General features: G+C 52.8%; 23 protein-coding genes. 14 read left to right on the top strand and 9 right to left on the bottom strand.

What is annotated here, in order from left to right; genetic code table 11:
• Window positions 1-391: 391 nt before the first annotated feature.
• The 5 genes from HY913_23820 to HY913_23840 form a co-directional block, all read right to left on the bottom strand.
• Window positions 392-1,096 carry an ABC transporter ATP-binding protein gene (locus HY913_23820; protein ID MBI4966328.1) on the bottom strand — a complete coding sequence of 235 codons (705 nt, stop codon included), beginning with the start codon at window positions 1,094-1,096 and terminating at the stop codon, window positions 392-394.
• Window positions 1,089-1,811 (bottom strand): ABC transporter ATP-binding protein, encoded by a 723-nt coding sequence (locus tag HY913_23825; GenBank protein ID MBI4966329.1) that lies wholly within the window; start codon window positions 1,809-1,811, stop codon window positions 1,089-1,091. The genes HY913_23820 and HY913_23825 overlap by 8 nt, the downstream gene beginning before the upstream one ends.
• A gap of 8 nt (window positions 1,812-1,819) precedes the next feature.
• The gene (locus HY913_23830; protein ID MBI4966330.1) at window positions 1,820-2,827 is read right to left on the bottom strand and encodes a branched-chain amino acid ABC transporter permease; all 1,008 of its coding nucleotides are present in this window, start codon (window positions 2,825-2,827) and stop codon (window positions 1,820-1,822) included.
• Window positions 2,828-2,833: 6 nt separating this feature from the next.
• Window positions 2,834-3,709: a branched-chain amino acid ABC transporter permease gene (locus HY913_23835; protein ID MBI4966331.1), complete on the bottom strand. Its 876-nt coding sequence runs from the start codon at window positions 3,707-3,709 to the stop codon at window positions 2,834-2,836.
• 255 nt (window positions 3,710-3,964) lie between these two features.
• Complete coding sequence (locus tag HY913_23840; protein ID MBI4966332.1) at window positions 3,965-5,158, bottom strand: ABC transporter substrate-binding protein; 1,194 nt, start codon at window positions 5,156-5,158, stop codon at window positions 3,965-3,967.
• Window positions 5,159-6,195: 1,037 nt separating this feature from the next.
• On the opposite strand from HY913_23840, the gene HY913_23845 reads away from it, so the two are divergent.
• From HY913_23845 to HY913_23860, 4 genes are all read left to right on the top strand, one after another.
• On the top strand, window positions 6,196-9,357 hold the full coding sequence (locus HY913_23845) for a GAF domain-containing protein (protein MBI4966333.1): 3,162 nt from the start codon (window positions 6,196-6,198) through the stop codon (window positions 9,355-9,357).
• 19 nt (window positions 9,358-9,376) lie between these two features.
• The gene (locus HY913_23850) at window positions 9,377-10,783 is read left to right on the top strand and encodes a sigma-54-dependent Fis family transcriptional regulator (GenBank protein MBI4966334.1); all 1,407 of its coding nucleotides are present in this window, start codon (window positions 9,377-9,379) and stop codon (window positions 10,781-10,783) included.
• A 159-nt stretch (window positions 10,784-10,942) separates the two neighbouring features.
• Window positions 10,943-11,632 carry a lipid-binding SYLF domain-containing protein gene (locus tag HY913_23855; protein ID MBI4966335.1) on the top strand — a complete coding sequence of 230 codons (690 nt, stop codon included), beginning with the start codon at window positions 10,943-10,945 and terminating at the stop codon, window positions 11,630-11,632.
• Window positions 11,633-11,697: 65 nt separating this feature from the next.
• Window positions 11,698-12,201 carry a GNAT family N-acetyltransferase gene (locus tag HY913_23860; GenBank protein ID MBI4966336.1) on the top strand — a complete coding sequence of 168 codons (504 nt, stop codon included), beginning with the start codon at window positions 11,698-11,700 and terminating at the stop codon, window positions 12,199-12,201.
• A 55-nt stretch (window positions 12,202-12,256) separates the two neighbouring features.
• Here HY913_23860 and HY913_23865 read toward each other — a convergent pair whose 3' ends face one another.
• A complete protein-coding gene (locus HY913_23865) occupies window positions 12,257-12,544 on the bottom strand; it encodes a hypothetical protein (GenBank protein MBI4966337.1) in 288 nt (95 codons plus the stop codon).
• Between the two features lie 377 nt (window positions 12,545-12,921).
• Here HY913_23865 and HY913_23870 point away from each other — a divergent pair, with 377 nt between their 5' ends.
• A complete protein-coding gene (locus HY913_23870) occupies window positions 12,922-13,890 on the top strand; it encodes a phosphate ABC transporter substrate-binding protein (protein MBI4966338.1) in 969 nt (322 codons plus the stop codon).
• 281 nt (window positions 13,891-14,171) lie between these two features.
• Here the strand turns inward: HY913_23870 and HY913_23875 are convergent, their stop codons facing one another.
• A complete protein-coding gene (locus HY913_23875) occupies window positions 14,172-14,630 on the bottom strand; it encodes a methylglyoxal synthase (protein MBI4966339.1) in 459 nt (152 codons plus the stop codon).
• Window positions 14,631-15,194: 564 nt separating this feature from the next.
• On the opposite strand from HY913_23875, the gene HY913_23880 reads away from it, so the two are divergent.
• The 3 genes from HY913_23880 (at window position 15,195) to HY913_23890 (ending at window position 19,502) form a co-directional block, all read left to right on the top strand.
• Complete coding sequence (locus HY913_23880) at window positions 15,195-16,034, top strand: fumarate hydratase (protein MBI4966340.1); 840 nt, start codon at window positions 15,195-15,197, stop codon at window positions 16,032-16,034.
• Window positions 15,980-16,588, top strand: coding sequence for a Fe-S-containing hydro-lyase (locus HY913_23885; GenBank protein MBI4966341.1), 609 nt, complete (start codon window positions 15,980-15,982; stop codon window positions 16,586-16,588). Before HY913_23880 ends, HY913_23885 begins: the two co-directional genes overlap by 55 nt.
• A 1,525-nt stretch (window positions 16,589-18,113) precedes the next feature.
• Window positions 18,114-19,502 carry a radical SAM protein gene (locus tag HY913_23890; GenBank protein ID MBI4966342.1) on the top strand — a complete coding sequence of 463 codons (1,389 nt, stop codon included), beginning with the start codon at window positions 18,114-18,116 and terminating at the stop codon, window positions 19,500-19,502.
• Window positions 19,503-19,515: 13 nt separating this feature from the next.
• On the opposite strand, the gene HY913_23895 is transcribed toward HY913_23890, so the two are convergent.
• On the bottom strand, window positions 19,516-20,328 hold the full coding sequence (locus HY913_23895; GenBank protein MBI4966343.1) for a hypothetical protein: 813 nt from the start codon (window positions 20,326-20,328) through the stop codon (window positions 19,516-19,518).
• Between the two features lies 1 nt (window position 20,329).
• Window positions 20,330-21,346, bottom strand: coding sequence for a polysaccharide deacetylase family protein (locus tag HY913_23900; protein ID MBI4966344.1), 1,017 nt, complete (start codon window positions 21,344-21,346; stop codon window positions 20,330-20,332).
• Between the two features lie 89 nt (window positions 21,347-21,435).
• On the opposite strand from HY913_23900, the gene HY913_23905 reads away from it, so the two are divergent.
• From HY913_23905 to HY913_23930, 6 genes are all read left to right on the top strand, one after another.
• Window positions 21,436-22,614, top strand: coding sequence for a site-2 protease family protein (locus tag HY913_23905; GenBank protein ID MBI4966345.1), 1,179 nt, complete (start codon window positions 21,436-21,438; stop codon window positions 22,612-22,614).
• 698 nt (window positions 22,615-23,312) lie between these two features.
• A complete protein-coding gene (locus HY913_23910) occupies window positions 23,313-23,624 on the top strand; it encodes a TetR/AcrR family transcriptional regulator (GenBank protein MBI4966346.1) in 312 nt (103 codons plus the stop codon).
• A gap of 12 nt (window positions 23,625-23,636) precedes the next feature.
• Window positions 23,637-23,909 (top strand): hypothetical protein, encoded by a 273-nt coding sequence (locus tag HY913_23915; protein MBI4966347.1) that lies wholly within the window; start codon window positions 23,637-23,639, stop codon window positions 23,907-23,909.
• 132 nt (window positions 23,910-24,041) lie between these two features.
• On the top strand, window positions 24,042-24,488 hold the full coding sequence (locus HY913_23920; GenBank protein MBI4966348.1) for a DUF3795 domain-containing protein: 447 nt from the start codon (window positions 24,042-24,044) through the stop codon (window positions 24,486-24,488).
• A 108-nt stretch (window positions 24,489-24,596) separates the two neighbouring features.
• Window positions 24,597-25,349: an enoyl-CoA hydratase/isomerase family protein gene (locus HY913_23925; protein MBI4966349.1), complete on the top strand. Its 753-nt coding sequence runs from the start codon at window positions 24,597-24,599 to the stop codon at window positions 25,347-25,349.
• A gap of 48 nt (window positions 25,350-25,397) precedes the next feature.
• Complete coding sequence (locus HY913_23930; GenBank protein MBI4966350.1) at window positions 25,398-26,321, top strand: MBL fold metallo-hydrolase; 924 nt, start codon at window positions 25,398-25,400, stop codon at window positions 26,319-26,321.
• Window positions 26,322-26,498: the final 177 nt, after the last annotated feature.

Genomic DNA, 26,498 nt, shown 5'->3' on the forward strand with positions numbered 1-26,498 from the left:
ATTTTGGAAACCACCATAAGCAATGGGGGCATGCACGCCGGCCTCCACCAAAATATGGCGACAGCCGCCCCAAGGCATGGCGTTCACGATCCTACCGGCATGAAAGCGCGTTGGTACTACTGGCTCTTGTGATTGGATTTTTCAACAACAGCCGGTGGGAGCGAGTAAACATTCAGTTACGCGGGGGAATTTGCCGTTCTCTGTCATTGCGAGGAGTGAAACGGCGAAGCAATCTCTGCCTTTGAGCGCTGAGATTGCTTCCCCCGCTTTTCAGCGGGGTCGCAATGACGGTCTTTCTCCGCTGACAACTGAATGGCTACGAGAGCGACTCTTTGGAGTGGTTCAAAGTCGACGGATAGAATTTGTCGGCCAGATTAAGAAGTGAGTTCCGTCATATGCCCAGGTAAGCTTCTTTAACGTGGTCGTTGTTGAGGAACTCCTGACCTGTGCCTGACAGTGTGATGCGCCCATTCTCGAGCACGTATGCACGATTACACATGCCGAGGGTATGCTTCACGTTCTGCTCCACAAGAAGGATCGTTACGCCTTCTTTGTTGATTCGTTTCACGATCCTAAAAATGTCTGAAACCAGGATCGGCGCCAGTCCCAATGAAGGCTCATCGAACATAAGCAATTTCGGCAAAGACATTAACCCGCGGCCGATCGCGGCCATTTGCTGCTCCCCGCCTGACAGAGTGCCGGCTGGCTGCCTCTTTCTCTCTGCCAGTCGGGGAAATAATTCGTAAACCCAAGACATGGTCTGTTTTCGCTTGGCCTTTGCTTCACCGGTCAACGCTCCCACAATCAGGTTTTCCTCCACGGTCATGTCCGAAAAAAGCCGCCTGGCCTCAGGAACGTGCGCCAATCCGTATTGGATGATCTTGTGAGCGGGCAACTCGTCCAAACGGGTCCCTTCAAAAGTCACGGTCCCTTTCAAGGGTTTCAGGAGAGATGATACGGTTTTGAGGGTAGTGGATTTGCCGGCGCCGTTGGCTCCAAGCAACACAACTATTTCTCCCTGCCGCACCTCGAAGGAGACATCCCACAGGACCTGCAAATCACCGTAGAACACATCTATGTGTTCGACCTTAAGCACGGTAGTCTTCTCCCAGATAGGCCGCAATGACTTCACTATCAGCGGCGACTTCGGCCGGAGTGCCTTCAGCGATGACCATTCCGTGATTAATGGCCAGAATTCTGTCGGAGATCGTCATAATGACCCTCATGATGTGTTCAACGATAACGATGGTCACGCCGGAGTCCCGGATTTTCTTGATAAGCTCGATGGCTTGTTCCACTTCAGACGGATTCAGCCCTGCGGCCGTCTCGTCGAGCAGCAGCAGCTTAGGCTTGGTCGCGAGCGCTCGGGTGATTTCCAGCCTCTTTCGGGAGGCAATTGGCAGGCTCTTGGCCAGCTTGTCTTTAAGGGGAGTCAGTTCGCAAAATTCGATAGTCTCTTCAGCAAGCCGGACGGCCTCGGCTTTTGTTCGCGTCCTTAGAAAAGCTGAAGCCACCACATTGTCGAGCACGGTCATCCTCTTGAGAGGCTTTACCACCTGAAAAGTTCGGCCTACGCCTTTCTGGCAAATCTGGTAGGTTTTCAGGCCCGAAATCTTTTCACCTTCAAAAAGTATCTCGCCTTTGGTCAACGGAAAATATGCATTAATGAGGTTAAAAATGGTGGTTTTTCCGGAGCCGTTCGGGCCGATCAAGCCATAGATCTGCCCCTTCTCCACCTTGAAACTCACGCCGTTGACAGCGGCAAGTCCTCCGAAAAATTTGACCACGTTCTTGGTTTCAAAGTAGGCCATATTCACCCTCAATCTGCTGATCGTTTCCAAAAAGTGAGGGCCTTCTTCATCTTAGGCCAGTCTCCAACCACACCGTTCGGTAGGAACAGTATGACAAATACCACCAGCAAACCGAAGCTCAACACGTGAGCTTCTCTGACATATTTGGTGATGACTGCCAGTACCGGTGACCCCGTCGCCTTTGTTAGGCTGTCCAGCAGGCCGAAGCCGCCAGTCCTGAATATCTCCGATACAGCAACCATAATGAAAGCCCCGACCGCGGGTCCGTACACCGTGCTCACGCCTCCCACGATTCCGACCAGGATGGCCATGATCGAGATGTCATGGAGGGAGAAAACCACCTTCGGGTCGATGAATCCCATATAGTTCGTGTAAAGCGACCCGGCTAAACCCGTCAGGTAAGCGGCCAGACTCAAAGAAACCATCTTGTAATAGTGAGTGTTTATGCCCATGCTCTCGGCCGCGTCCTGATCTTCGCGTATGGACACAAAATAGTACCCCCAGCGGGAGTGCACCACCACTTGTATAGTCACGAGAGACAAGACGGCTATGGCCAGCGCAATGTAATAGTAAGGGACCTTGGACACGAAGGTCTGCATCACCAAGATGCCTACCATTCCTTCTGTCAGCGACTCCCAAATAGTCGCGATGTGCCGCATGACTTCGTTCAAGGCCAGGGTTGCCAGGGCGAAATAGGCTCCCCTCAACCGAAAGCATATCCAACCGAAAGGAAACGCCACAACTACCGCTGCGAGGCCGCCCAGAGGAAGCCCCCACCATGCCGATATGTCCAGCTTGTGTGCCAAGAGGGCTGCCGTGTACGCTCCAGTACCAAAAAACGCAGCGTCTCCGAAGGACACTTGGCCCGTGTACCCTGCAATAAGGTTCCAACCTGATCCAATGGCAACCCATATGAGAACCAGTATCATGAGATGCTGGTAGTATGGATCGCTTACCACCCATGGGAACGCAATCAGGATCGCCAAGACGATTAGAGGGCCGTAATGGTCTTTCATGAAACCTTAAACCTTGGTCCAGCGCTTGAATCCGCCGGGAATGAACAAGAGCACAAGAATAAACATGATCAGGCCGATCATGTCCTCGTAATCCATCCCGATGTAGGTAGCTCCAAATGCCTCGGCAAGCCCCAGGGTGACACCACCGAAAATTGCACCCACCGTTGAGCCTAGGCCTCCCAGAATGGTGATCACGAATGCCTTTCGGGTGAACGGCCCGCCGATATCAGGGAACAAATAATAAACCGGCAATAACAAGTTTCCCGCGGCGGCCACCAGGGCTGAACCGAGTCCCATGGTTATGACTTTGATACGGTCGGCATCGATCCCCATTAATTGGGCGGCTTCAGGGTCTTGGGCTACCGCCCTGATGGAACGGCCGAGGTCGGTCTTCAGAAGAAACCAAAATAGTGAGACCGTCAGGACGCACGCGAACAAGAAAGCAATACATAGGGCCACGGAAAACGAGACGCCGCCCACAAAAACTGCGGCTGTCGAATACCATGTCTGTACCGACAGATAATTCGACGTGAAAATAAATCGGATGATCTCAGTGAGAACCATCCCTATACCCACCGTCATCAGCACCTGGTTTTCCGGCAGGATGGATTCGACCCTTATCAGGGGATTTAGCAGGAATTTCTGTATGAATATTCCAAGCATAAAAAGGGAGGGCATGCTGATCAGCAGGGTGAAGTAGGGATCAAAGCCCATGTAATGAAAAAAGACATACGTCACATACATGGCCACCATCATCAACTGACCATGCGCTAAGTTTATGATCCCCATGACCCCCATGATCAGGGTCATGCCTATCCCTATGAGGGCATAGAGCCCACCTTTTAAAATTCCTGCTACCAGCGTTTGCAGAAAGACGTCCATCTCGTTCCAGACCATCGCCATTTAGGGTGGGGCCATTCCCCTTGCGGGGGCTAGTCAGACCAATGTTTTTCGGTAATCGCGACGATATTGCAGCGAACGGCGGTGAGATCGTTCACCTGTCCAACCCGGCTTCACGTATCAAGACAAATAGGGACGGGCCCAACTCAAGATCCGCCAGAGTGACAGGCTCATGCCGCCTGCGGGCCGCAGAGCGAAAAGGGGCCTCGGCGGCCTGGCGGCGGCCATGATAAACACCTATCTTTTCGTCCACTCAGGCACCGGGAACACATAGGGCTTGGTCGCCAAATCCTTGGGCCACACGGTCTCGAGCACTCCCTTCTGCCATTGCACCAAGTAAGTCGGAAGAGAATTCTGCTGCTTCTTTTTGCCGTAGGATACAAATTTGACCGGGCCGAAGACGGTCATCATGTCCGTGGTCAAGAGCGCCTCTCGAATTGCTGCTGGGGTCGTGTCTTTTGCCCGCTTCAGAACATCAGCCACCACTTGCAGGGACGCGTAAGCCTCCGCGCCGTGATATTCGGTGGGTTGACCGAATTTTTTGACGTAATTGTCAAAGTATTCTCTGGCCCCTTTATACGGGACATTAGGGGTCCACAGGTCAGCCGAGAAAACGTATTGAGCGGCTTCGGCCGCGTTCTTGACGAATTCCGGGAGAGTGAAGCCCGCGGCCCCGCCAACGAACATCTTGGGGTTAAAATCCAGTTCCTTCGACTGGCGCATCAAGAGCGCCGCGTCCATGATGTACGATATCATGTAAACAAAATCCGGCTTGGCTGCTTTTGCCTTGACCAATAGGGGTTTGAAGTCTATAGCGCCATGTTCGTAGCCCTCTTTCATGAGAACCTTTACCCCCATGGCTTCACACAACTTTACGAACTCTTTCGAGCCGGATTGCCCGAATAATGTATTCTCATGGAGAATGACCACGGTTTGCGGTTTGGCCACCTCTTTCAGAAAGGTCTCCAATGCCTTGGGGTACTCGCTGACCGGGGGGTTGATGCGGAACACATAGTCCCACCCCTTCTCGGTTATGTCATCGGCGGAGCCTGTAGTGACCAGGAAGGGCACTTTGCGCTGCTGTGCCACGGCACAGACGGCATAGGTCACTGAAGAAGAGTATCCGCCCGTCACCATCACGACGTTATCCCGGGAGATCAATTTCTCCACCGCAGACCGGCCGACATCCGGCTTGCCGGTATCGTCCTCAATAATAAGTTCAATAGGTCTGCCCTTTATTCCGCCTGCTTTATTGACCTCCTCCAGGCACATCAGGAACGAGTTTTTCTCTATCTCTCCAAACTTGGCCTGCTCGCCGGTTAGAGGAAGAACGACTCCGACCTTGATCGGGGGGTCTGCCGAAAACACCGGGCCCGAGGCCACCAAGGCTAAGGCCAACGCCACGAAGAGACAAATGTTCATTTTTTTCATTTGATCAATCCTTGATTCCTGCGAAGGTTATAAAGGCTATGGAAAAAGGTACAGTATTCCGAACTTAGATGGAAGGATTCCAAGCTGTCAAGAAAAAAAGTGCTCTGCGTCGCGGCAATTGACTTCAACTTGTCCTCACAAAGCTCAGGAACAATCCAAAACGCTCCCCTTTCAGTGTCAGCCAGTCATAAAGGGTGGGGGAGAGCGAACTTGCCCCTTGCGCTTCCTGTTAGCAACAAGAGTGCCACATGATTTCTGCCGGCAGACGCGGGTAGTCAATCAGTGCCGGGGAGGGCAGTGTTTAGGACGTGAACGCTTTGCGAAAGCAAGGATGACGCCTGCCGGTATTACCTTGGCATACCATTCGTCGTGTCCCGAGAGTGGCCAGGATTCGCCAATTACGGTAAAATCCAGCTTGCTCTTGTGACAGTTGGACCGCCAGATGACGTGATTGAGGGGTGGCGAAAGTTCGCCGGCCAGTGGCCGAATTTAGCCGTTTTCGATGGCACGTGACATTGCCGGCCAGTGGCCTGACGTTGACTATCCACTGCCCGGATGCTAAGGACAAACTGATGCAATTCTTTGTTCAGGGATGTGCCAATTGATTCAGCAGCACGGGCTGCTGGAACAGGTCCCTGGTACGCGGCATTCGAGGACTATGAAGAGACAGAGTGCCACTGACTTAGCAAGTGAGGGCTGTGCCCGATGAGGGACCGTCTGATTTTCATTGCAGGACCGGATGAAAACTGCGCTACGTAAGTATCTCGACGACTAATTCGCACATTATTGCGTGCTGGTTCCGTGGCTTGTACTCGGAGACTCTGCTTCTTGTTAGAAACATTCCTTCGTAAACCTACTTTTTGGGCTTACTCTTGCAAAGACTTTCCGCGGAGTGTCCGTACGGGGGCGGACGAGCGAAGATACGATGCCTCCGGACCGACCATCCGGGCCGCAATCTGCTTGATTCCAGACCCTGTTAGGAACACGGGAGTTATCAGCGCATTAGGCGAATTGGGCATGACGGGAGATTGAAATAAATGTTACCCCGCTTTTCCATTGTTAAGAAATTCGTGCTGGTATTCCTTATAGTGTCCATTATTCCTCTGTGTGCGCTGGGTGTCAGTACCCTCTGGAATTTGCGAGCAATCGGCCAAGGGGCCATTGACAACACTACGCTGCAAATGGAAAAGCGGGCAAAGGAATCTTTGGAACTGCGAGCGGTAGAACTGGCTGATCGAGTGACCCAGTTGCTCCATTCCTGTGAAGGGGACCTATTCACCCTTGCCATGCTCCCGCGAACGGCTGAAATCTACGGGCGTTTCTCGCTCAATCACCGCAAAACCATATGGGCGCGAGAGGGAACCAACGAGGACCCGGTCGAGGTTCACAAGGAAATACCCCTCTATCGGGAAATCGTTTTCATCGGCCCTGGCGGAATGGAGGAGATCCGCATCACGGAAGATCGCATCGCGGAGGCGGCAGAATTACGCGACGTGAGCAAACCCGAAAACACGACGTACAAATCCGAGAAATACTTTCAGGAGACAAGGAAGCTCAAGAAGGGCGACCTCTATGTCTCTCATGTAACCGGCTGGTTCGTCTCCCGTGACGAACAACTCCAGGGGGCGGGCAGTGTCGAGGAGGCATTAGAAGGGAAAAAATTTGAGGGAGTGGTCAGAATAGCAACTCCTTGTTTCACGGAAACCGGCAAATTTGAAGGCATTGTAATGGTGTCACTCGACCATCGCCATCTGATGGAGTTGACGCTGCACATTCTTCCTACTGACGAGCGATTCGTGGTCTTTCCCAGCTATTCCAGCGGCAACTACGCGTTCATGTTCGATGACGAGGGTTGGATCATCGCTCATCCGAAGTTCTACGACATTCGCGGGATCTACCCCGATGGCAGCGAATGTGATCCTACGGCTCCATCATACACGCGGGAGAAGCTTTTAGCCGGTGAAGTGCCTTTCAACCTGGATCATGTGGACTTCATTAATCCCAACTATTCCAATATGGCACGAGAAGTGCGAGCAGGACGGTCGGGAGTGGTCAGCACCTATAACGTGGGCGGAATTCCGCGTGTCATGGCTTACGCTCCGATCTTCTATGACCGGATCCCGTACAACAGGCACGGCGTCTTTGGAGGAATGACCATCGGAGTTCAGACGGCCAAGTTCGCCGAACCTGCTTTGATGGCAAGCGCCAAGATCGATGACATAGTTGCTCAGACGAAACTGAATACCTTGATAATCCTGGGGATCACAGCTCTGGCCGTTATTCTCTTGGGGACCGTTCTGGCGCGGAGATTCACGCAACCTATCATGTATCTCGCGCGCAAAGCGCGGCAAATAGCCGAGGGACATATTCCCTACTACGTGGCGGTTCAAACCGGAGACGAATTGGAGCTGCTGGGCCGAAATTTTGATGACATGGCCACGGAGATACGCCGGCACCGGGAGAGTCTCGATAAATCATTCGCTGAACTCGCGGATTCCAAGAAATCCGTGGAAGGATACAGTCGTCAACTGGAAACGCAATTGAAAGTCCTGAAAAACGTGCATTACCTTAGCCAATACCTGACCACGGCGTATGACCGAGAACTGGTGCTCCAAACAGTGCTCAAAACGTGCGTGGAGGGTTTGGGGTATGATCGGGCCGTCCTGTATCTGTACGAACAAGATACCCGACGTCTCACTTGCCACCAGACTTTCGGATTCTCACCCGAACACGAAGCCGGAGTAATGGGCTCTTCATACGATATTGATCGCCACGATTGCATACCTACCAAGGCTTTTCGTTTTGGGGAAACCCTCTTGGTCAAGGATGTCCGCACTGATCCGAGGACGACTCCCATCGACCTCGACATCGGAGAAGCCGCAGAAACGGATTGCTTCGTGTTCACGCCTATCAAGAGCCGTGATCGGGTCATTGGAGTCCTCGGCGCGGACACGAATACAAGTTCCAGGGAGATCAGGGACGTTGAGATCGAATCACTGGAGATCGTAGCCAACGACGCGGCTCGTGCCATTGAACGCTCTGAGCTGCACAGCAAACTGGTTGCGGAACGGAATTTTATTAAGTCGATCGTCACTTCTATGACGAGCGGAATCATCACACTCGACGAGTCCGGATGCGTCACCTGGTTCAATCCATACAGCGAAGCGGTGTTCAAAATACGCCCTGAAGACGCTCTGGGCAACCACTACAGAGACGTGTTCGGGGCGTTTCCGGATTGGATTGACCTGATCGACCGTTGCCTGGATTCCCCGGAGTGTGTGCCGGGTGCCCTGGAGAAACTTTCCGTTCGTCAGGACGGCAAGGAAACTGTCCTGGAAGTTCACTTCTCGAGAATCGAGCCGCAAAAGCCTCACCAGAGCATCTTTCTGATCTTTATTCAGGACGTCACACAGCGCAAGCATATGGAAGAGCATATTAGACGTTCGGATAGGCTGGTGAGTCTGGGTGTTCTGGCGGCAGGAATCGCCCACGAGATGCGAAATCCTCTCACAGGCCTCTCTCTGCTAATGGACGACGTGCACGATCATCTTCCGGACGGTTCCCAGGCTAGGGACCTCGTGCGGCGATCGCTCCAAGAGATCGACAGGCTGGAGAATCTGATCAATGGCCTGTTGGATTTTGCCGCCCCTTCGCGGCAGGTGAATCTGGAGGTTCGTCCCCTGGGAGATGTGTTGCACAAGACCCTGTTTCTCCTGAGAAAGCTTTGCAGGAACCACAAAGTCACATTGAACGGGCACGCGGATGAATCTCTTCCCCTGCTTCACCTGGATGCCGACAAGTTGCAGCAGGCCCTGTTGAACCTTCTTCTCAATGCCGTTCAGGCGATGCCCGAAGGCGGAGATCTCACTGTCGAAGTAAAGGAAGTGCCCGCGCTCGAATCCCTTCTTTCAGGGCCTGCTGTGCGTATTATTGTGAGCGACACGGGAACAGGGATAGCGCCTGAGGACATTCCTTATATTTTCGATCCCTTTTTTACCCGCAGCCCGTCAGGATGCGGACTGGGATTGGCCATCGTGCACGGCATTGTCCAGGAGCACAAAGGCCGGATCTCCGTTTCCAGCGAACTGGGCAAGGGCACAACCTTCCAGGTGGACCTACCCACAGCGCAGGAGCCCTCGAAAGAGCAGGAGGCAATGAGTGGGCCGGCGGCCGGGAATTCGCGCGCGGTCATGCCTTGACTTCCAATGGGTGAATTGAATGGAAAAGATCCTTATCGTAGATGATGAATCGTTTATTTGCGAAAACCTGGAGAGGATTCTCCAGGAGGAGCACTATGGCACTGTGACCGTGCAACACGGTAAAGCTGCGCTGAGTGCCCTACGAGAAGAGGCTATTGATCTGGTTTTTCTCGACTTGAAACTGCCGGACATTCCAGGCCTGGATGTCCTTAGAACTATAAAGGAAATGGAGCCTGATCTCTTCGTCATCGTCATGACGGGTTACGCTTCTGTGGAATCTGCGGTGGAAGCCTTGAAGTTGGGAGCTTACGACTACATCAAGAAACCTTTCAAGGCCGATGTAATCAAGCTTATTGTCAAGTTGGCTTTGGAAGCACAGGGACTCAAGCGAGAAGTTCGGGTCCTGAAGAAGCAGCATGAAGGGCTCCTGGGAGATCGCGCGCTCATTTCAGAAAGTCGGGCTTTCGACGAGGTGCTGAAGCAGGTGCGGGAGGTGGCCAAACATGCTGAGGCCACGGTCTTGATCACCGGAGAAACAGGAACCGGAAAGGACCTGATTGCGCGAACCATTCACAATCTGAGCCCTCGAGCGAATCGGCCGTTTCTTGAGATCAACTGTGCCACTCTGCCTGAAAACCTCTTGGAAAGTGAACTCTTTGGTTATGAGAGCGGGGCGTTTACCGGAGCCAAGGGCAGAAAAATAGGACTTTTTGAAGCTGCAAACGGCGGAACGATTCTTTTGGATGAGTTGGGTGAAATGAATCTTGGCCTGCAAGCGAAGCTTCTGCGGGTTTTGGAGGACAAGAAAGTCCGAAGGTTGGGCGGGACCCACTTGCATGAGATAGACCTAAGAATCATTGCCGCCACCAATCAGGACCTGAGAGAAGCCATTAGGATAAAGCGTTTTCGGGAAGATCTTTTCTATCGCCTTCATATTGTGCCGATTCATTTACCACCTTTGAGGGAGCGGCCCGAGGATGTGATGGCACTCTCAAAGTATTTTCTATCGGAATATTCCCGCAAGTTTGCTCGGACGTTCAATGGAATTACCGTAGAAGCACAACAGCTGCTACTCAGGTACGCATGGCCCGGCAATGTTCGTGAGTTGCGCCACGTGATCGAACGGATTTGCATCATGCACGATGCCGATATGCTACAAGCGGACCATCTTCCTAAAGAATTGACCAACAACTCTCATGAGACAGAGACTCACCCGTACCCACACGATTTCAGCATTCCGCCGGAAGGAGTCAATCTGGACCAAAAAGTGGAGGAATTCACTTCCCGGCTCATCGAAAAGGCAATGCAGCTTGCAGGGGGAAACATTTCACAGGCGGCCAAATTACTGGGCATTCCGCGCGGAACCCTTCGTTACAAGCTGGAAAAGTATGAGGCAGGAAAAAGGCCCCAAGAGGATCGGCCCTAGCTCGTTGGAAATACCGCGACCTAAGTTGTCATTGCAGCATTGAAACAAAATCGGCTTATCAAATTCTTAATATGATATGAGCAGAGGCGCGCGACCGGCACCGGTTTGCCGCGCAATTGCGAATGGTGGGTTGAGGCAGTAAAAGAGGAAGGATCCGGAATGATAAGAACTTGTTTGATAATCCTCTGGGCCGGCGTTCTCGTACTATCGGATTATGGCGTCGGTTCAGCTCAACCTCTGGCAATGGAAAACCGCCTTTCGGATGCAGGCCATGTTATAAAAGATATGATGGAAGCCCCGGATGCCGGCATACCTAGCGACCTTTTGAAGCGAAGCCAAGGTATTATTGTTTTCCCGTCTCTGCTGAAGGCCGGCCTTGGAGTCGGCGGCCATTACGGCAAAGGCGTGGTGCTCCGAAGGAACCCCTCGACGGGAAAATGGGGCCCTCCGGCCTTCATAAGGCTCGTAGGAGGGAGCTTTGGCTGGCAGATAGGGGTTCAATCCACGGATCTGGTTTTGTTGATAATGAGTGACGTGAGCCTCAGAAGCCTCTTCAAGGACAAGTTTACCATCGGAGCAGACGCTTCCATCGCGGCGGGACCGGTTGGGAGAGACGCTTCCGCGGCTACGGACATCGGCTTATCCTCGGGCATTCTTTCTTACTCACGGGCCCAAGGAATCTTTGTGGGCGTTTCGGTCAAAGGTAGCGTTATTGAAGCGGATTGGGAGGCCAACGAAAGCTATTATGGTTCGGAGGTTTCCATTATTGATGTCTTCTTCAAAAGCAAAGGCACAGTATCCCCTGCCGGTCGTAACCTCATGACCCTGCTTAATAAATATGGACGGTGAACCAAGGGGGAAAGCGATCTTGCGGAGCGCTGTCGTGGGCTGCTTGATTTCATGGGGGACGAAGGGTGTCGAACACGGGAACAAAACACGTGGAATTCACAGAGTACTATCCGGGTGTGTTAGGACGCATAACCGAACTTCACGCGACTTATTACCATGAAAACTGGGGATTTGATCTTTCTTTCGAGATTCAGGTTGCCAGGGAACTGGCAGAGTTTATGAGCCGGTTCAATGAATCTCGGGACGGGCTTTGGGTCGCAAAGTCGGAAAATGGCCTTGCCGGAGCTGTGGCTATCGACGGGGACTTGTCGGAGACTGAAGGGGCCCGGCTTCGCTGGTTTATCGTGGAGCCCGTTCTTCAAGGCCGAGGGGTGGGGCGTCAGCTTATCAAAAAAGCCGTTGAATTCTGCATCGCTGCCGGTCATCGCAAGGTATTCTTGTGGACGTTCAAAGGTCTGGATTCCGCGCGGTCTTTGTACGAATTGGAGGGGTTCCGGCTCCTAGAGGAGCATGACGTGAATCAATGGGGCCAGCAGATCCAAGAGCAGAAGTTTGAATTGATCCTATGAGGCTGAGGCAAGAGAGTGTGAATGGACAGTGTTTGCACGAGGACGCAGATTGCGTTCAACTGTCATCCGCAAATGGGTTGCGGGCCATGCGGCATGTACAGTTTCCCTCGTCTCCTTTGTTCCACTCATTGATCATTTCCTTCAAGGCGGCCCTATCCAGGCCGAGGTAACTCTTAACTTTCCCTTGGGTAATAAGCCTCATCTTATATGCGAAGAAAACCGCTTCTTCCAGCAACGCGGGGGAATAGGGGAGACGCTCGGTGAGAAGCCCATGACGGTCCAGCAAGTCCAGAACCTCTTTGTAAGCCGACGTGGCCGCGGGGGACTTCCCTTGGTTTTCCATGGTTACCTCGAAGACGCACAAGATTGCCAACAACTTATAGCAGAACGTTTTCAGATGCGTAACTTTGCGAAGCCGATGCGTTGCCGGCCGCGGCAGAATTGCTCCGCTACGGGCAGCGCAGCCTGCCTTCACTTCGGAGACCCGCGGCCGCGGACTTGAGCCAATATCGCCTGTTGGACCGCGCATTGATATTAGTCCCCCGCGATCCAATTCTGTTTCCCACGAGAAAGGCTGACATCTGGTGTGCATGAAACTTTGCCACCTGGAAACTCACGATTTTCTATTCTTGCCCTTACGGCTTTCTAACAATGGAGATCCATTTTGATGAGCGGCCCCGTAAGGGAACACTCGAATCAAACATACGGAGGAGGAGAAAAATGTTTAAGAAGATTGCGCTAATTCCCGTACTAGCCGGTCTACTAGTTGCCGGCAGTGCTTTCGCAGTTCAAGTTGATCCTGAACTCCAGTCTTACCAGACCGTCAGCGGCGTGTCCGGAAATATAAAGTCCGTGGGCTCCGACACCTTGAACAACCTTATGACCCTTTGGTCGGAAGGTTTCAGATCCAAGTATCCGGGCGTAAAGATCGAGATCGAAGGTAAAGGCTCCTCCACCGCTCCGCCGGCCTTGATCGAGGGAACCGCTCAATTCGGACCTATGTCTCGCGAGATCAAAGCATCCGAGATCCAAGCCTTCGAGAAGAAATATGGGTACAAGCCTTCGGTCGTCCGCACCGCAGTCGATTCTTTGGCCGTTTTTGTCCATAAAGACAATCCGATCAAATGCCTCAGCTTGAAGCAACTTGACGCTATTTTTTCCAAGACGCGCAAGGGCGGCTTTCCGAAAGACATAAAGACTTGGGGCGATCTAGGTCTTACCGGCGAATGGGCAGGCAAACCCATCTCTTTATACGGCCGTAATTCCGCTTCAGGGACCTATGGCTATTTCAAGGACGTGGCCTTGTTTGGAGGAGATTACAAGGACGGTGTCAAAGAACAACCCGGGTCCTCAGCCGTGGTCCAAGGTATAGCCTCAGATAAGTACGCAATAGGCTATTCCGGTGTCGGTTACGCCACAGCCGATGTGAAGATCGTGCCTTTGGGCGCCGCTGAAGGGAAATGTGTCGAAGCAACTGCCGAGAATGCATACGCGGGAGACTATCCGCTTGCTCGATTCCTGTACATCTATTTCAATAAGAAACCAGCGGATGCGCTGAATCCTGTCATGGGTCAATTCATCAAGTTTGTGCTCTCGAAAGAGGGACAGCAAGTCGTGATCAAGGACGGCTTCTATCCTGTATCCAAGCTCCTGGCGGACGAGGACCTTAAAAACCTGGGGATTAAATAATAGGGTTCCCGGGCTGTGAAACTAAAAGCACCTCAGGGCGGACAGACTGCATTGCTCTCCACCCTGACTTTTTACGCCAGCTTCCCCGGAATGGAGGTGAGGCCTGCGCCAATTCCCACCAAACGGGCTCTGGCACCTCATACCAATGCCCTTTCGTACAAGTGAAGATGGCGGGCATCCCGCGTGCCGCGGGACCGCCACCGCATTATGGTAGCGGCCGGCGTCCCTGCCGGCCATTCCTAATGTCACTTCGTTGAACGCGCATTGGTATCAGGACGCATTTACCCATACCGGTCTTTCCGAAGCCAATCTCTGTAGCTCTCGTAGTCAGGTAAGAGACGTTCATATTCCGACGACATGAGGGACGACGAGATCATGAAATCAGCAGACGACCTGTTGCACGCCACGGGAATGTTCCATACCACTGCGATCCTCAGGAGCGCCTTTACATCCGGATCGTGCGGCTGCGGTTCAAGAGGGTCCCAGAAGAAAATGACAAAGTCGATCTGGCCTTCGGCAATCTTTGCACCGATTTGCTGATCACCGCCAAGGGGTCCGCTTTGCAGTTTGATGATTTCGACCCCGAGGGATTTTTCTAAAACCGCGCCGGTGGTACCTGTGGCATACAGCTCATGTTCCGCCAGCAGGTCATGGTTGAATTTGGCCCATTCAATGAGGTCGCGCTTTTTATTGTCGTGAGCCACAAGAGCGATTCTTTTCCTCTTTTTCATTTCGATCATCTGGTATTTCACGCGAATCACCTCTTCCCGTCAAGTTGCCGCGGTGCAGCCGCATTCTTTCAATTCCTCCAGGCCATTCCGGTGAAGGGAACTGCTTACCATCCATTATCATACTTGGGAGTCGCTTGCTGTATTGGTGTTGCGCCGGGTGGTCATTTGCCTTTGTCCTCGTCCGGAGCCTTCTCGTCGGCAGGTTTGCCGAAAGGGCGACCATTAAGGGCTGCCCTTTCGTCATCTTCATTTGATTCTTCCGGCAGTCTCGGTCATCCGCGCTAACGGAGGATTAGGATTGGTGGAAATCTTCATTAAACGTCACAGATAACAGACGAGGCGAGGTCACCGTCGGTTCTCGGTCACCGCGAGTAGTGAGGTGACGAAGGAATCTAAGCGCCTAAAGCGAAAGATTGCTTCCCCCGCGTTTCAGCGGGGTCGCAATGACACATTTGCCGCGCGTTTTTTGCGTCGCTAGGCTGACCGGTTATGGCCATCTCAAGAAATGGTTTGAAAATTGTCTTTTGAGAGATTATCCTCATAACTTTCAACCCATTTATTCGGTCAGGAAACATGAAAACAATAAAAGTTGAAGATGTTACGGCCGCGGTCAGGCGTTTGGCCATGGACGCGTGCACCATCCTGGGCGACGATGTAATTCAGGCCCTCGAGAGGTACCAGGTGACTGAGGAGTCGGTGACCGGCCGGGAAATACTGAGCAGAATCATCGAGAATGCGCGCATAGCGAGGACCGAGAAAATTCCCTTGTGCCAAGACACCGGCATGGCGGTAGTCTTTGTGGAGATCGGCCAGGAGGTGCATTTCTCAGGCGGAGGTTTGCTCGAAGCAATTCACGAAGGCGTGCGACAAGGATACCGAGACGGCAACCTGCGAAAATCTGTGCTCGATCCGCTTAGCCGCGTGAATACCGGGGACAATACCCCGGCGGTCATACATACGGAGTTGGTGCCCGGAGAGAAGTTCAAAATCACGCTGGCGCCCAAAGGGTTCGGATCGGAAAACATGAGCCGGGTCATGATGTTTCCCCCGTCGGCTGGAATTGATGGCGTGAAGAACTTCATTGTCCAAAGGGTCGAAGAATCCGGTGGCAATCCTTGTCCGCCGATTGTGGTAGGCGTGGGCCTTGGGGGTACTTTTGAAAAAGCGGCCTTTATGGCGAAGAAAGCCCTTCTCCGCCCGCTGGGGACTCCTAACTCGGACGAGGTCCTGGATGGGCTGGAAAAGGAACTGCTAGAGAGAATTAACAAGCTTGGGATAGGCCCAATGGGGTTGGGGGGAAGCACCACAGCTCTGGCTGTGCATGTGAATGCTTACCCCACCCACATCGCAAGCATTCCATGCGCGGTAAATATCCAGTGTCATTCGTGCCGCCACGCGGAGGTAGAACTGTGAAAAGCGAAGCCAGGAAACTGACAGCTCCTCTTGACGAGGCGGTGGCAAGGGAACTGCGCGCAGGCGATAGTGTGATTCTTTCAGGGACAATCATCACCGGCAGGGACGCGGCCCACAAACGAATGACCGAGCTGATTATAGCCGGCAAACAGCTCCCCTTCTCGATTCAAGGAGAGGTAATATATTACGTTGGACCGACGCCTGCGCCTCCGGGCAGACCCATAGGCGCTGCCGGACCAACCACCAGCTACCGCATGGATGCTTACGCTCCTTTGCTAATGGAGCACGGGCTTAGAGGTATGATAGGCAAAGGCCGTCGTTCGGAGGAAGTGAAGCAGGCCATGATGCGATGGGGAGCAGTTTACTTTGCCGCCATCGGTGGAACCGGCGCGCTGATCTCGAAGACGATAAAGGAGGCCACGGTAGTTGCTTGGGAAGAACTCGGCCCGGAGGCTGTCAGGCGATTGGTAGTGGAAGACCTACCGCTGATAGTTGCGACCGATTCCCGCGGAGGCGACCTCTATGTAACCGGCCCGGAGGCATTCAGGAAATGATGCGGCCCGGGGGCGGCCAACGCCCCCACCTGACTCGCTGGTTTGGACGCGATTAAGCCAAGATCACGGAATCCCCCCGACCTAGAACGATTGTCAAATTTTTGTCGTTTTTCATCCGTCCCTGAACGGGTGCAGATTGTCGCTCGGGTGCCACTGCTGGCTTGTCCAGTCCAACGTTTCGCGGGATTTCTTGGTGGATGCACTGCTGGACAAGCCAGCAGTGGCACCCACTACAAGTAAATCACCTGATTTCAAGACATTACCGCAAGAGACATCTTCACAGGAAATCAGACAATTTCTGAGACTTACTATAAACCCTACCTCTTATGCCCCTTCCTTATCCTCCAATTTTGATAGCTGGCAAAAAGTGATGGTCCGAACAGCACTGCCAGAAAGACCACCCCACAAAGTGCAATGACTAACGGGAGAATCAACTCAGAGGTGTCCAGAATCAATTTCGACTCCTTTCCGACGCATCAATAGGAGGGATTATAACTCCTCAAAAGACCGAAGGCCATACCGGGTTCCTTGGAAATAAACATACCCTCTTGCGTCGGTATGGACCGAGCGATCGAGATTGCGTAAGCATTCAGTTACGCGGGGGAATTTGCCATTCTCTGTCATTGCGAGGAGTGAAACGACGAAGCAATCTCAGCGCTTGAAAGCAGCGATTGCTTCGCTTCGCTCGCAATGACAATCTTTCGCCGCTAATAACTGAACACTTACAAGATTGCCCTTGAATTGCTGGATCATTTCCCTTATTCTGGTACATAAGAGGTGGAACAGATCTTCATTCCGAGGCGACTGATGAAACCCGGAGCGTAGTGATGCCCTGGGTAAACAACAATTGCCCGAACCCCTCATTTTGGACTGGGTCCGGTCTCTTGGAAGAGGCTGGATCTGACGGTTCGACTATTGAGGTCGAGAGCCGTGATAATTAAAACAGACAAACGAGAAACAAGACAGAAACAGCCAAGAATCTCCACGCGAAAAAAGTCGGTAGGCTTGTTGCCGCTCTGACGAAATTGCTGCCGGGAAACTGCCTAGTTCGCTAATTATTATAGCTATATGTCGCGGTTCGCAACAAAGGCCGGAAATCTTAAAAGGGGGTCTTCGGCCATGTTTCGTGGAATTTGGCCCAATTTTGTTCTTGGTAAATGTATTCCGGACGATCGTCCTGTCAGTACTACATTTCTGATCGGCGAAGGAAGATTTTCCACGAGATTTTTCGGCCGATCGACTTCAGCCCGCGTGCACTCTCTGTGTCGTGTCAACTTCAACCCGGAACCAAGCTATCTCCAATCACCGGCATCGGTATTCGTTCCGCCCGTAGAGCGTTCGCGGACAGACGGACTGAGGAGGCCCACCGAGTACCCGTGTGCCAACAAATCTTGTGCCTAGCCTGGCTTGCAATGAATTTACGCGACTCAGCCCTCAGGGGACCTCTTCAAACAAAGCTTTGGCTGGTCGAAAATTGCCTGGCAGTCTTGGAACCGGCACAAACAAATCTACAGGAGGTTGCCCCATGGATTTCGTCGAACGCGTCAAAGACATGACCCGAGATCAGGTGGTCAACACCATGATAGGATTGTTAACGCATGTGTCTCCGGATACGTTCATGAAGCTTAGCATTCTGGCATCGAGGCTCATACAGGGAGACCAGGCCAACGCGGCCGTGGATGCGGTCATTGAAAGTCTGCGGGAGGGAGAAAACGGCCAAGCTGCCCGCATGTTCAAGAGAGTGATGACTCAACTATCACCCCACTGCTTGAAGACCGTGGCTCGCAACCTTTTCATCAATGGGCTGCTGCGGAGTTCCAGCATCCGAGCGGACTTCGAGAAGAGGGAAGGGTTCGGGCCGCCATTCACCATACTGATCAGTCCCACCGCTCAGTGCAATCTTCAGTGCACAGGTTGCTATTCGGGGAAATACGTCAGGGAGAAAGGGCTCTCTTACGAGTTGATGGACCGTCTCCTGGGTGAGGCGCGGGATATCGGTGCTCTATTCATTGTCCTCAGCGGGGGGGAACCGCTTACTCGCAAGGACGACCTGTTCCCTCTGATAGAAAAGTACAACGACATGTATTTCATGTTTTATACAAACGGCACTCTTATAAACGATGCCGTAGCCGACGAGCTTTACAGGCTGGGCAACGCGGGCGCAATCATGAGCCTGGAGGGATTTGAAGAAGATACCGACGCGCGCCGAGGAAATGGAGTTTTCAAAAAGGTAATGGCCACGATGGACCGGTTAAGGGAGCGAGGCGTGCCGTTCGGAACCTCTCTCACAGTGACAAGCCGGAATGTGGAGAAGCTTACAAGTGACGACTTCTTTGCCCACCTTGCGGACAAGGGGGTCATGGTCTGCTGGTTCTTCCTATTCATGCCCGTGGGCAAGGACCCGGACGTGTCGCTCATGCCGTCTCCGGAGCAGCGGGAATATCTCCGACAGCGAGGCACGGCTCTCAGGGCCAAATATCCTATCTTCATCGCTGACTTTTGGAACGATGCCCCCTATGTTGGAGGCTGCATAGCCGGTGGACGAAATTATATTCACATAAACGCAAACGGTGATGTGGAGCCCTGCGTCTTCACGCATTTTGCAGTGGATAAGATCCACGAGAAAACCCTGTCGGAAGTTTTGCACAGCGACTTCTTTGCGACAATACGCTCCAAACAGCCGTACTCGGAAAACCTGCTGACACCGTGCATGATCATCGACAACCCGGACGTGTACCGGACCGTTGTACGGGCCTGCGGCGCTTACCCCACGCATGACGGAGCTGAAGACGTGATAGTCAAGATCAAGGACGACCTTGACGACTATGGGCGGCGAGTCAGAGCCTTGGAGGATGAAGTTTGGGCGACGGTCAAACACGAATTCGGTTATACGGACGCAGGGCGGGCTATTTGATACGAGTCCGCCTTTAAGCTGGAAATGTGCCGGTAAAATGAGCCTTCAGACGTTTGCGAAACTTCAGATAGCCTGTGAAGGTGGGTGAAGAGTACAGGCGACTGTCCAGATCGTCTCTCCGGATGGTACGCGTGTCGCCTGAGCAAATTCGGGCAATCGACTCTGACAGAAGCCGAATTCCGACTGCGTACTGCTTCAAGCCGATCGTCCTCGGATTGTCCCATCGGTCCAGTTCAATAGAATCTTGCAAAATGATCCCGCCGGTGTCGATTCCTGAATCGACGAAATGCACAGTGGTCCCTACGTTGTCCCAGTCTTCGTTTACCACCGCCCAAAAAGCTCCGTGGTTCCCTCGGTAACGGGGATTGATTCCACAGTGGATGTTGAGGGTGGGGGTGGAACCTAGCATGGCCAGAAGCTCGACATCAAGAATGGACGTTCCGGAGACGACCACCACGTCGGCCTTCGCGGCCCGGAGCAGGCCCCTTACCTCCGAAGAATTTACGGAGCTTACGTTCACTATCCGGGAATCTGCGAAGTTGTTTGTTCTGAATGAGATCTCGGGTCCCAGGATTTCCTCGGCTTTTAATGCCGCCTGTTTTTGAAAGAACAGAACGTCAAAGGCCTTAAAAACCATTTGATCGAGGACTGTCTTGATGCCGAGCTTACGTAGCCTGTGCCCGAGGAGCTTGAACCGCCCAATGGTCTGAGACTCGAAGACAATGAGCTTGATGGGGTAATTTTCCTGGAGTGAATTTAACAGCGCGTAGTTTGCCGCCCCGTGTGAGGTCAATATTGCGAGGGTGCACGTGTCGCGCGCAGTCATCTCATTCTCCCACAATCCGATTCATGTATTTCGCTGTCTCTCCCATAGTAAGTGACTCAATGTTCCCTGCTTTCACCTGGCCCGCGAGAAAACCGAGAACCTCGTCCAGACCTTCCGGAAGCAATGGCGAAGTGGCCAGGTTAAACGGATGGAACCAGAGATGGAACAGGGCCTTTCTTCGTATTGCTTCGCCAATTCCCTTCTTTGCTTGCAGGACTCGTCTGGACAGCCCCACCAGATTCCATAATCCGCCAAAGGGCGCGTAAAACATCGACGCCGGAACATCAAAGAGCCACTGTCGCTGTGTCTTGACTCTGTAGCAAGATAATTCCTTGTAGCATCGAGGCGAGACAGCTGTCATCCTATCGAGGTAATGGCACAGTTTCCGGGTTCGCTGCCCCAGGGCCAAGCTCCGGTACCATCTCGCCTCTTGTCCGCGGAAACTACAGAAGCCCAGTTCGGACAGCACGTCCAGGTGCCCTATCGAATTCCGGGGGAAAACCATTGATACCATCTCTGTTCCAACGGCTTTTGCAAGGCGTTGGCATTCGCTTAACTGCGAATGAGCGACCTCCCGAGAACATTCCGGATCACCCAAAATAGCATGGGTAAAGGTATGAGACGCGATCTCGTGTGCTTGCCTTGAACCCAGTATATTGTCAACGATGTCTGGAGCGTAAAAAAGAGGATCTTGGTTCAGGTTCGAGAAGGGATCATGGCTGAGCCAACCATCTGGATACCAGCTATAGGCGGGCTGCAAGACGTGATTGTGATTGTCAGGTCCGCTTTCGGAGCAGCTCTCGAGGAACAAATGTCCCACAATAGCCCACGTGGCATTGATTTTGTGGGTGTCGAACAATGCCAAGAGCCTTCTTACGATGTCCCTTTCCTGGATGTAATATTCGCTGTTGCGCCGAAGTCCGCCTTTGTCGAATGACCCCCATCCCAGCTCGGTGTCCAACGACACCACGAAAACCGCCTTATCCATTGTTGCCGTGCGGTGGATCAGATCGGTCACTCTGTGTGGTTCTCCTATAATTGAAGTGAAAGACTGAATCATTGTATTTTAGATGTGCGGCCTTTTCATCCAAAAAAAGGGGGTGGACGATGAGTGAAACGACCGAAACGCCGGGGACTCAGGGAGCCGATGAGGGCAAGCGCGTGATCCGCGGCCGGGTGCACCTGTTCGAAATATCGGGCATAAAAATCAATGTGGATTACTCGTGGCTTATCGTGTTCGTGCTGGTGTTATGGAGCCTTTCCGCCGGTTACTTCCCACTCTACTATCCAAACTACGCCACGCAACTGTACTGGTTCGCCGGACTGGTGGGAACTTTATTATTCTTTTCAAGCATTCTCGTCCATGAGCTTTCTCATTCTCTCACCGCGGTTCGCTCCGGAATACAAATCCCGGAGATCACCCTGTTCATATTCGGGGGGATCGCGCGTCTCTCACAAGAGCCCACCAGTGCGGTGACCGAGCTGAAGATAGCGGTTGCCGGTCCTTTGAGCAGCTTTGCTCTTGCGGGGATTTTCTGGGCTATCGCAGGTGCTTTGCAGGCCCATGCTCAGACTCTTATCGTCGCGGTCTTCGAATACTTGGCCTGGATCAATTTGGCGCTGGCAATATTCAATCTAGTCCCGGGGTACCCTTTGGACGGGGGGCGCATTCTCCGCGCGGTCATTTGGTGGAGGACCGGATCGGTAGCCCGAGCGACCAAATGGGCCTCGGACATTGGCAAAGGGTTCGCCTGGGCTTTGATGATATTTGGGGGCATCCAGATTTTTACGGGCGCGTTGATCGGGGGCCTTTGGTTGCTGTTTATCGGAATGTTTCTTAGAGGGGTCGCTGCAGCGGGGTATCAGGAAGTCATGATGAAGCAGTCCCTCGAAGGCGTCCGTGTGAAGGAAGTCCTGGTCGAGAATGTTGTCAGCACCGCGCCTGACCTCCACCTGGACCAGTTGATTGACAAGTTTTTCCTGAGATACGGTCACGGCGGATTTCCGGTGGTTCAGGACGGACGGCCCGTGGGCTTGGTGTCTCTGAGCGACATAAAGGACATCTCACCGGAAGAGCGAGGAACGAAGACAGTCCGGGAAGTTATGAGCCCTCTGAGCGACGGACTTGAAATCGATCCTGATGCGTCGCTCGTGGAAGCATTGAAAAAGATGACCCAACAAGGGGCAGGGCGGCTTCTGGTAATGGACCGCGATCGAATGGCCGGCATGATCACCAAAACCGGGTTGCTGCGGTTCCTGGAAATAAAGCGAATTCTGGAGGAATAAAGACCCGCTGTATAGTGGTTCTCGAAACTAACCACGGATTAATTTGCGGGTGTCCCGCCACGTGGAACGACCTCATTGAGGAAGAGATTCGGGGAAAAACTATAGTAGCCCTTTCTGTCAAACGCTGCCTTCTGTATTGGGTGCCACGGACCTGGACCTTGCCAGCCAGGTCCGTGCTTCTTGCCGGTTCTATCGCCACGACAACTCGGAAGACTCCCAGCTTTGCCGTGCCATCGGCTCGCCCTTCAATTTGGTGTTCAGTGCGGGGGACATCCTTGCTGTTTTCCAAGAAAGCCGGCACGGACCTGACGGAGCCCAGGTCCGTGGCACCCGGCGTCTCCCATGCCCCGAAGGGGCAGCTCAAAAGTAGCCACGGGCATAAGAAACTGTCTCAGAACCCTGAAATGGGGGGATTTCAGGGTAGGGGCGCTACGAGAAGCGCCCTGATTTCGGGCGGTTCACGAACCGCCTCTACCTACAACGCGGCGATGTTGTCAGTTTTGAGACAGTTTCTTCCGGCCTGCCAGCCCTAAGATGCCAATAATGGCAGGCTGGAAAGCCTGCCCCACGGTCCTTTGACATCGGCCTATGTGAAGCCCCCATCCATAACTATTAGGTTTGTGAATATAAAAAGATTGACAGCGATTTTGGTTCAGGCCATACTAGACTGACTAGTCAACCTATTAGGAGCTGCAATCTTGGCAACCAAAGGCGAATCCACCAAGGGGAAAATAGTACAAACGGCCCAGCGGCTCTTCCGTAAACAAGGATACGGCAAAACGAGCATTGATGACATTTGCAGGGAATCGGGCGTAAAAAGAGGAAATCTGTATTTCTACTTCAAATCCAAGGAAGAAGTTGCTCAAGCGGCAATCGAATATGCCGTGTCCATACACGTCCCCTTCTTCGAGACCCTGATAGCGGACGAGACAGACCCGCTGAGAAAAATTGAACTTATGATAGACGGAATCGTCGCCTACTATGTTGCCCGCGGCTGCAGTGCCGGCTGATTTTTCGGCAACATCGCCCAGGAGCTGGGCGACAGCAACCAAGACCTCGCAAAATCCGCGAATCGGTTTTTCGATTGGTGGGCCACCTTGCTCACCAACCTGTTCGATGAGGCGAAGGCCCTGGGAAAAGTTCCGGAGGGCTCGGACGGCGATGCGCTCAGCAGGCTCGTGATATGCACCATAGAAGGAGCGCTTCTGGTGTGCAAGGCATCCAAAGACACAGAATCGTTTAAGAGGACCGCGGAAGCCCTGAAGTTGCTCGCTTGCCGGCAACCGGCTTCTTGAAACCCTTTGGTAAAGAAGGGACTAATTAACGTGGAAAATTGACTGTACAGTCAGTAAGTACCATCGGGCTCCGAAGAGTTCGCGTATACCGTTCCTCGATCAGAGGAACAAGCATTTCTGTGGGAGGAAGTCATGGTAAATAAGGATTTGTTGGCGCCGTGCGGGCTGTATTGCGGTGTGTGCGGTATTCTCATGGCGCACCGCGACAATAACTCGAAATTCAAGGAAATACTGGCCGGCTTTTACGGAGTCACGCCCGATGATATAGCCTGCGAGGGATGCCTCTCTGAGAAGCGCTTCAAATTTTGTGAGGAATGCGCAATCAGGTCGTGTGTCAATGAAAAGCATTATGAGAGCTGCCACCAGTGTGGTGACTTCCCCTGTGCCTTCATTGATAATTTTCCCGTGCCTGTGGGGAAGAAAGTCATACTGAGGGCCATCCCGACCTGGCGTGAGCTTGGCACTGAAAAATGGGTTGAACAGGAAGAAATCCGCTATCACTGCCCTCATTGCGGTAATGCCCTGTTTAGGGGCGCAAAACGATGCCGCAACTGCAAAGAACCGGTGGATCGGGATTAGATCGGGGAGTTTGAGGGGAGACCCTGCGTCCCGATCGACTGGCATTAAGCGTATCTCGCGCAGACCTCTCGTCTAAAAGGCCACTATGCACAGATAGGAGGATGGATTATGGCATTCGTTTCTGTTTCGGTGGAAAGCAACACTGCCACCGTTGTTTTGAGCCGTGGAAAGGTTAATGCGCTCATCGAAGAGGTAGTCGATGAATTGCAGGGCTCTTTTCGTGAACTGGCCTCGAATCCGAGCGCAAAGACCGTGATCCTCACAGGGGCGGGAAAATTCTTTTCGTTCGGTTTTGACATTCCTCACTTCATGGATCACTCAAGGGATCAATTTACCGCATATCTAACCAAGTTTACCGAGTTCTATACCGATCTTTTTATGTTCCCCAAGCCCGTGGTTGCCGCGTTGAACGGCCACACCATGGCCGGCGGCTGCATAATCGCCACTGCCTGTGATTACAGGATAATGGTCACAGGAAAGGCAAAGATCTCGCTCAACGAAATAACGTTCGGCTCTTCAATCTTTGCCGGCTCTGTGGAAATGCTCAAGGCATGTGTCGGACAAAGCAAAGCGGAGTCCATCCTCTTGAGCGGTTCCATGTACAGCGCTGAGGAGGCGTTGGGCCTGGGTGTGATTCATCAAATCGCGTCCGAGCAAAATCTTCTGGAAGATGCCAAGCGAGTCGCCGAGGACTTTGCCGGTCGTGGCGGCCGGGCTTTTCAAAGCCTAAAACATCTTCTGCGAAGGCCGATCACCGAGACCATGAAAAAGAACGAGAGGGCTTCCATCCTCGAATTTGTAGATATTTGGTATTCTCGCGAAACACGGGAACAGATAGAGACGATAAAGATACGAGGCTGAGGTCTTGCCGAAATTCTCGTTTGCTGCGCGTCAATATTCGGAGTAGTCATGTCCGTCACGGAAATCATGAACAGCCTCTTTTTCATAGAAAGAGGCTATCTCAACGGGAACCATTTTGTTTACCGATCTGAAGCGCCGGCATTGATCGACACCGCGTACGTCGCGGACTTCGATCGGACGGAGAGACTGATTACAGACCTGGGAGTCGATCTCTCCAGTGTCGGCCTGATCGTCAATACTCATTGTCACTGCGACCATATAGGGGGAAACAAGATCATACAGGAAAGGTCGGGGTGTGATATCGCCCTGCACAGCATCGGAAAACATTTTATTGACACACAGGACGATTGGGCGACCTGGTGGCGATATTACAAACAGGATGCCGATTTCTTCAAGTGTACCAGAGGGATTGAGCACGGAGAGACGATTGAGATCGGACCGCACCGGTTCGAGGCAATTTACGCGCCGGGCCATTCTTCGGACGGAATAGTCCTGTACAGTCGGACGGAAAAGGTTCTGATCTCATCGGATACCCTATGGGAAAACGATATGGCCGTAATCACCGCCAGAGTGGAAGGCAGCCGAGCTTGCTTCGAGCTTTTTGCATCGCTGCAAAAGTTGGAACAGCTTGAGGTGGAGGTGGTTTATCCAGGGCACGGCAGACCGTTCCGGGACTTCCTTGGCGCGATTGAGCGAGCCAAAGCGCGGCTCACCAGTTTTATGGGAAATCCGAAGAAGATCGGAAACAATCTGCTCAAGAAGATCATTGTTTACACATTGATGATGCGCAAGGGGGTCGACGAGGAATCGTTTTTTCAACGGCTGATGAAGACCTACTGGTTCCCGGAAACCGTTGATCTCTATTTCGCTGGAGATTACCGGGCAATGTACGATCAAATAATGAAGGACTTTTTTCACCGGGGAATCGTTAAGATGAGGAACGGCAAGCTCTTTACAACGGTTCGACCGTGAGCGACCTCCCGGTTTTCGGAGAGACGGAGGAGGCCACTTCGTATGAAGGCGTTTCGGTCCCTCGTTCCCAGGCTCCAGCCTGGGAACGCGTACTGGGAGGCTCCGCCTCCGCTAAGAGGCTCTGAAGTAAATACCCCAAGATGTCTGGGCTGGAGCCCTAGACGACAGACATTCCCA

It is taken from the genome of Desulfomonile tiedjei, from assembly GCA_016212925.1.
GTDB lineage: Bacteria > Desulfobacterota > Desulfomonilia > Desulfomonilales > Desulfomonilaceae > JACRDF01.

Excerpts from the sequence above, each read along its gene's own strand:
- HY913_23825 (MBI4966329.1), bottom strand. The coding sequence starts at position 1,811 with ATGGCCTACTTTGAAACCAAGAACGTGGTCAAATTTTTCGGAGGACTT.
- HY913_23830 (MBI4966330.1), bottom strand. The coding sequence starts at position 2,827 with ATGAAAGACCATTACGGCCCTCTAATCGTCTTGGCGATCCTGATTGCG.
- HY913_23835 (MBI4966331.1), bottom strand. The coding sequence starts at position 3,709 with ATGGACGTCTTTCTGCAAACGCTGGTAGCAGGAATTTTAAAAGGTGGG.
- HY913_23840 (MBI4966332.1), bottom strand. The coding sequence starts at position 5,158 with ATGAAAAAAATGAACATTTGTCTCTTCGTGGCGTTGGCCTTAGCCTTG.
- HY913_23845 (MBI4966333.1), top strand. The coding sequence starts at position 6,196 with ATGTTACCCCGCTTTTCCATTGTTAAGAAATTCGTGCTGGTATTCCTT.
- HY913_23850 (MBI4966334.1), top strand. The coding sequence starts at position 9,377 with ATGGAAAAGATCCTTATCGTAGATGATGAATCGTTTATTTGCGAAAAC.
- HY913_23855 (MBI4966335.1), top strand. The coding sequence starts at position 10,943 with ATGATAAGAACTTGTTTGATAATCCTCTGGGCCGGCGTTCTCGTACTA.
- HY913_23865 (MBI4966337.1), bottom strand. The coding sequence starts at position 12,544 with ATGGAAAACCAAGGGAAGTCCCCCGCGGCCACGTCGGCTTACAAAGAG.
- HY913_23870 (MBI4966338.1), top strand. The coding sequence starts at position 12,922 with ATGTTTAAGAAGATTGCGCTAATTCCCGTACTAGCCGGTCTACTAGTT.
- HY913_23875 (MBI4966339.1), bottom strand. The coding sequence starts at position 14,630 with ATGATCGAAATGAAAAAGAGGAAAAGAATCGCTCTTGTGGCTCACGAC.
- HY913_23880 (MBI4966340.1), top strand. The coding sequence starts at position 15,195 with ATGAAAACAATAAAAGTTGAAGATGTTACGGCCGCGGTCAGGCGTTTG.
- HY913_23885 (MBI4966341.1), top strand. The coding sequence starts at position 15,980 with ATGCGCGGTAAATATCCAGTGTCATTCGTGCCGCCACGCGGAGGTAGA.
- HY913_23890 (MBI4966342.1), top strand. The coding sequence starts at position 18,114 with ATGGATTTCGTCGAACGCGTCAAAGACATGACCCGAGATCAGGTGGTC.
- HY913_23895 (MBI4966343.1), bottom strand. The coding sequence starts at position 20,328 with ATGACTGCGCGCGACACGTGCACCCTCGCAATATTGACCTCACACGGG.
- HY913_23905 (MBI4966345.1), top strand. The coding sequence starts at position 21,436 with ATGAGTGAAACGACCGAAACGCCGGGGACTCAGGGAGCCGATGAGGGC.
- HY913_23920 (MBI4966348.1), top strand. The coding sequence starts at position 24,042 with ATGGTAAATAAGGATTTGTTGGCGCCGTGCGGGCTGTATTGCGGTGTG.
- HY913_23925 (MBI4966349.1), top strand. The coding sequence starts at position 24,597 with ATGGCATTCGTTTCTGTTTCGGTGGAAAGCAACACTGCCACCGTTGTT.
- HY913_23930 (MBI4966350.1), top strand. The coding sequence starts at position 25,398 with ATGTCCGTCACGGAAATCATGAACAGCCTCTTTTTCATAGAAAGAGGC.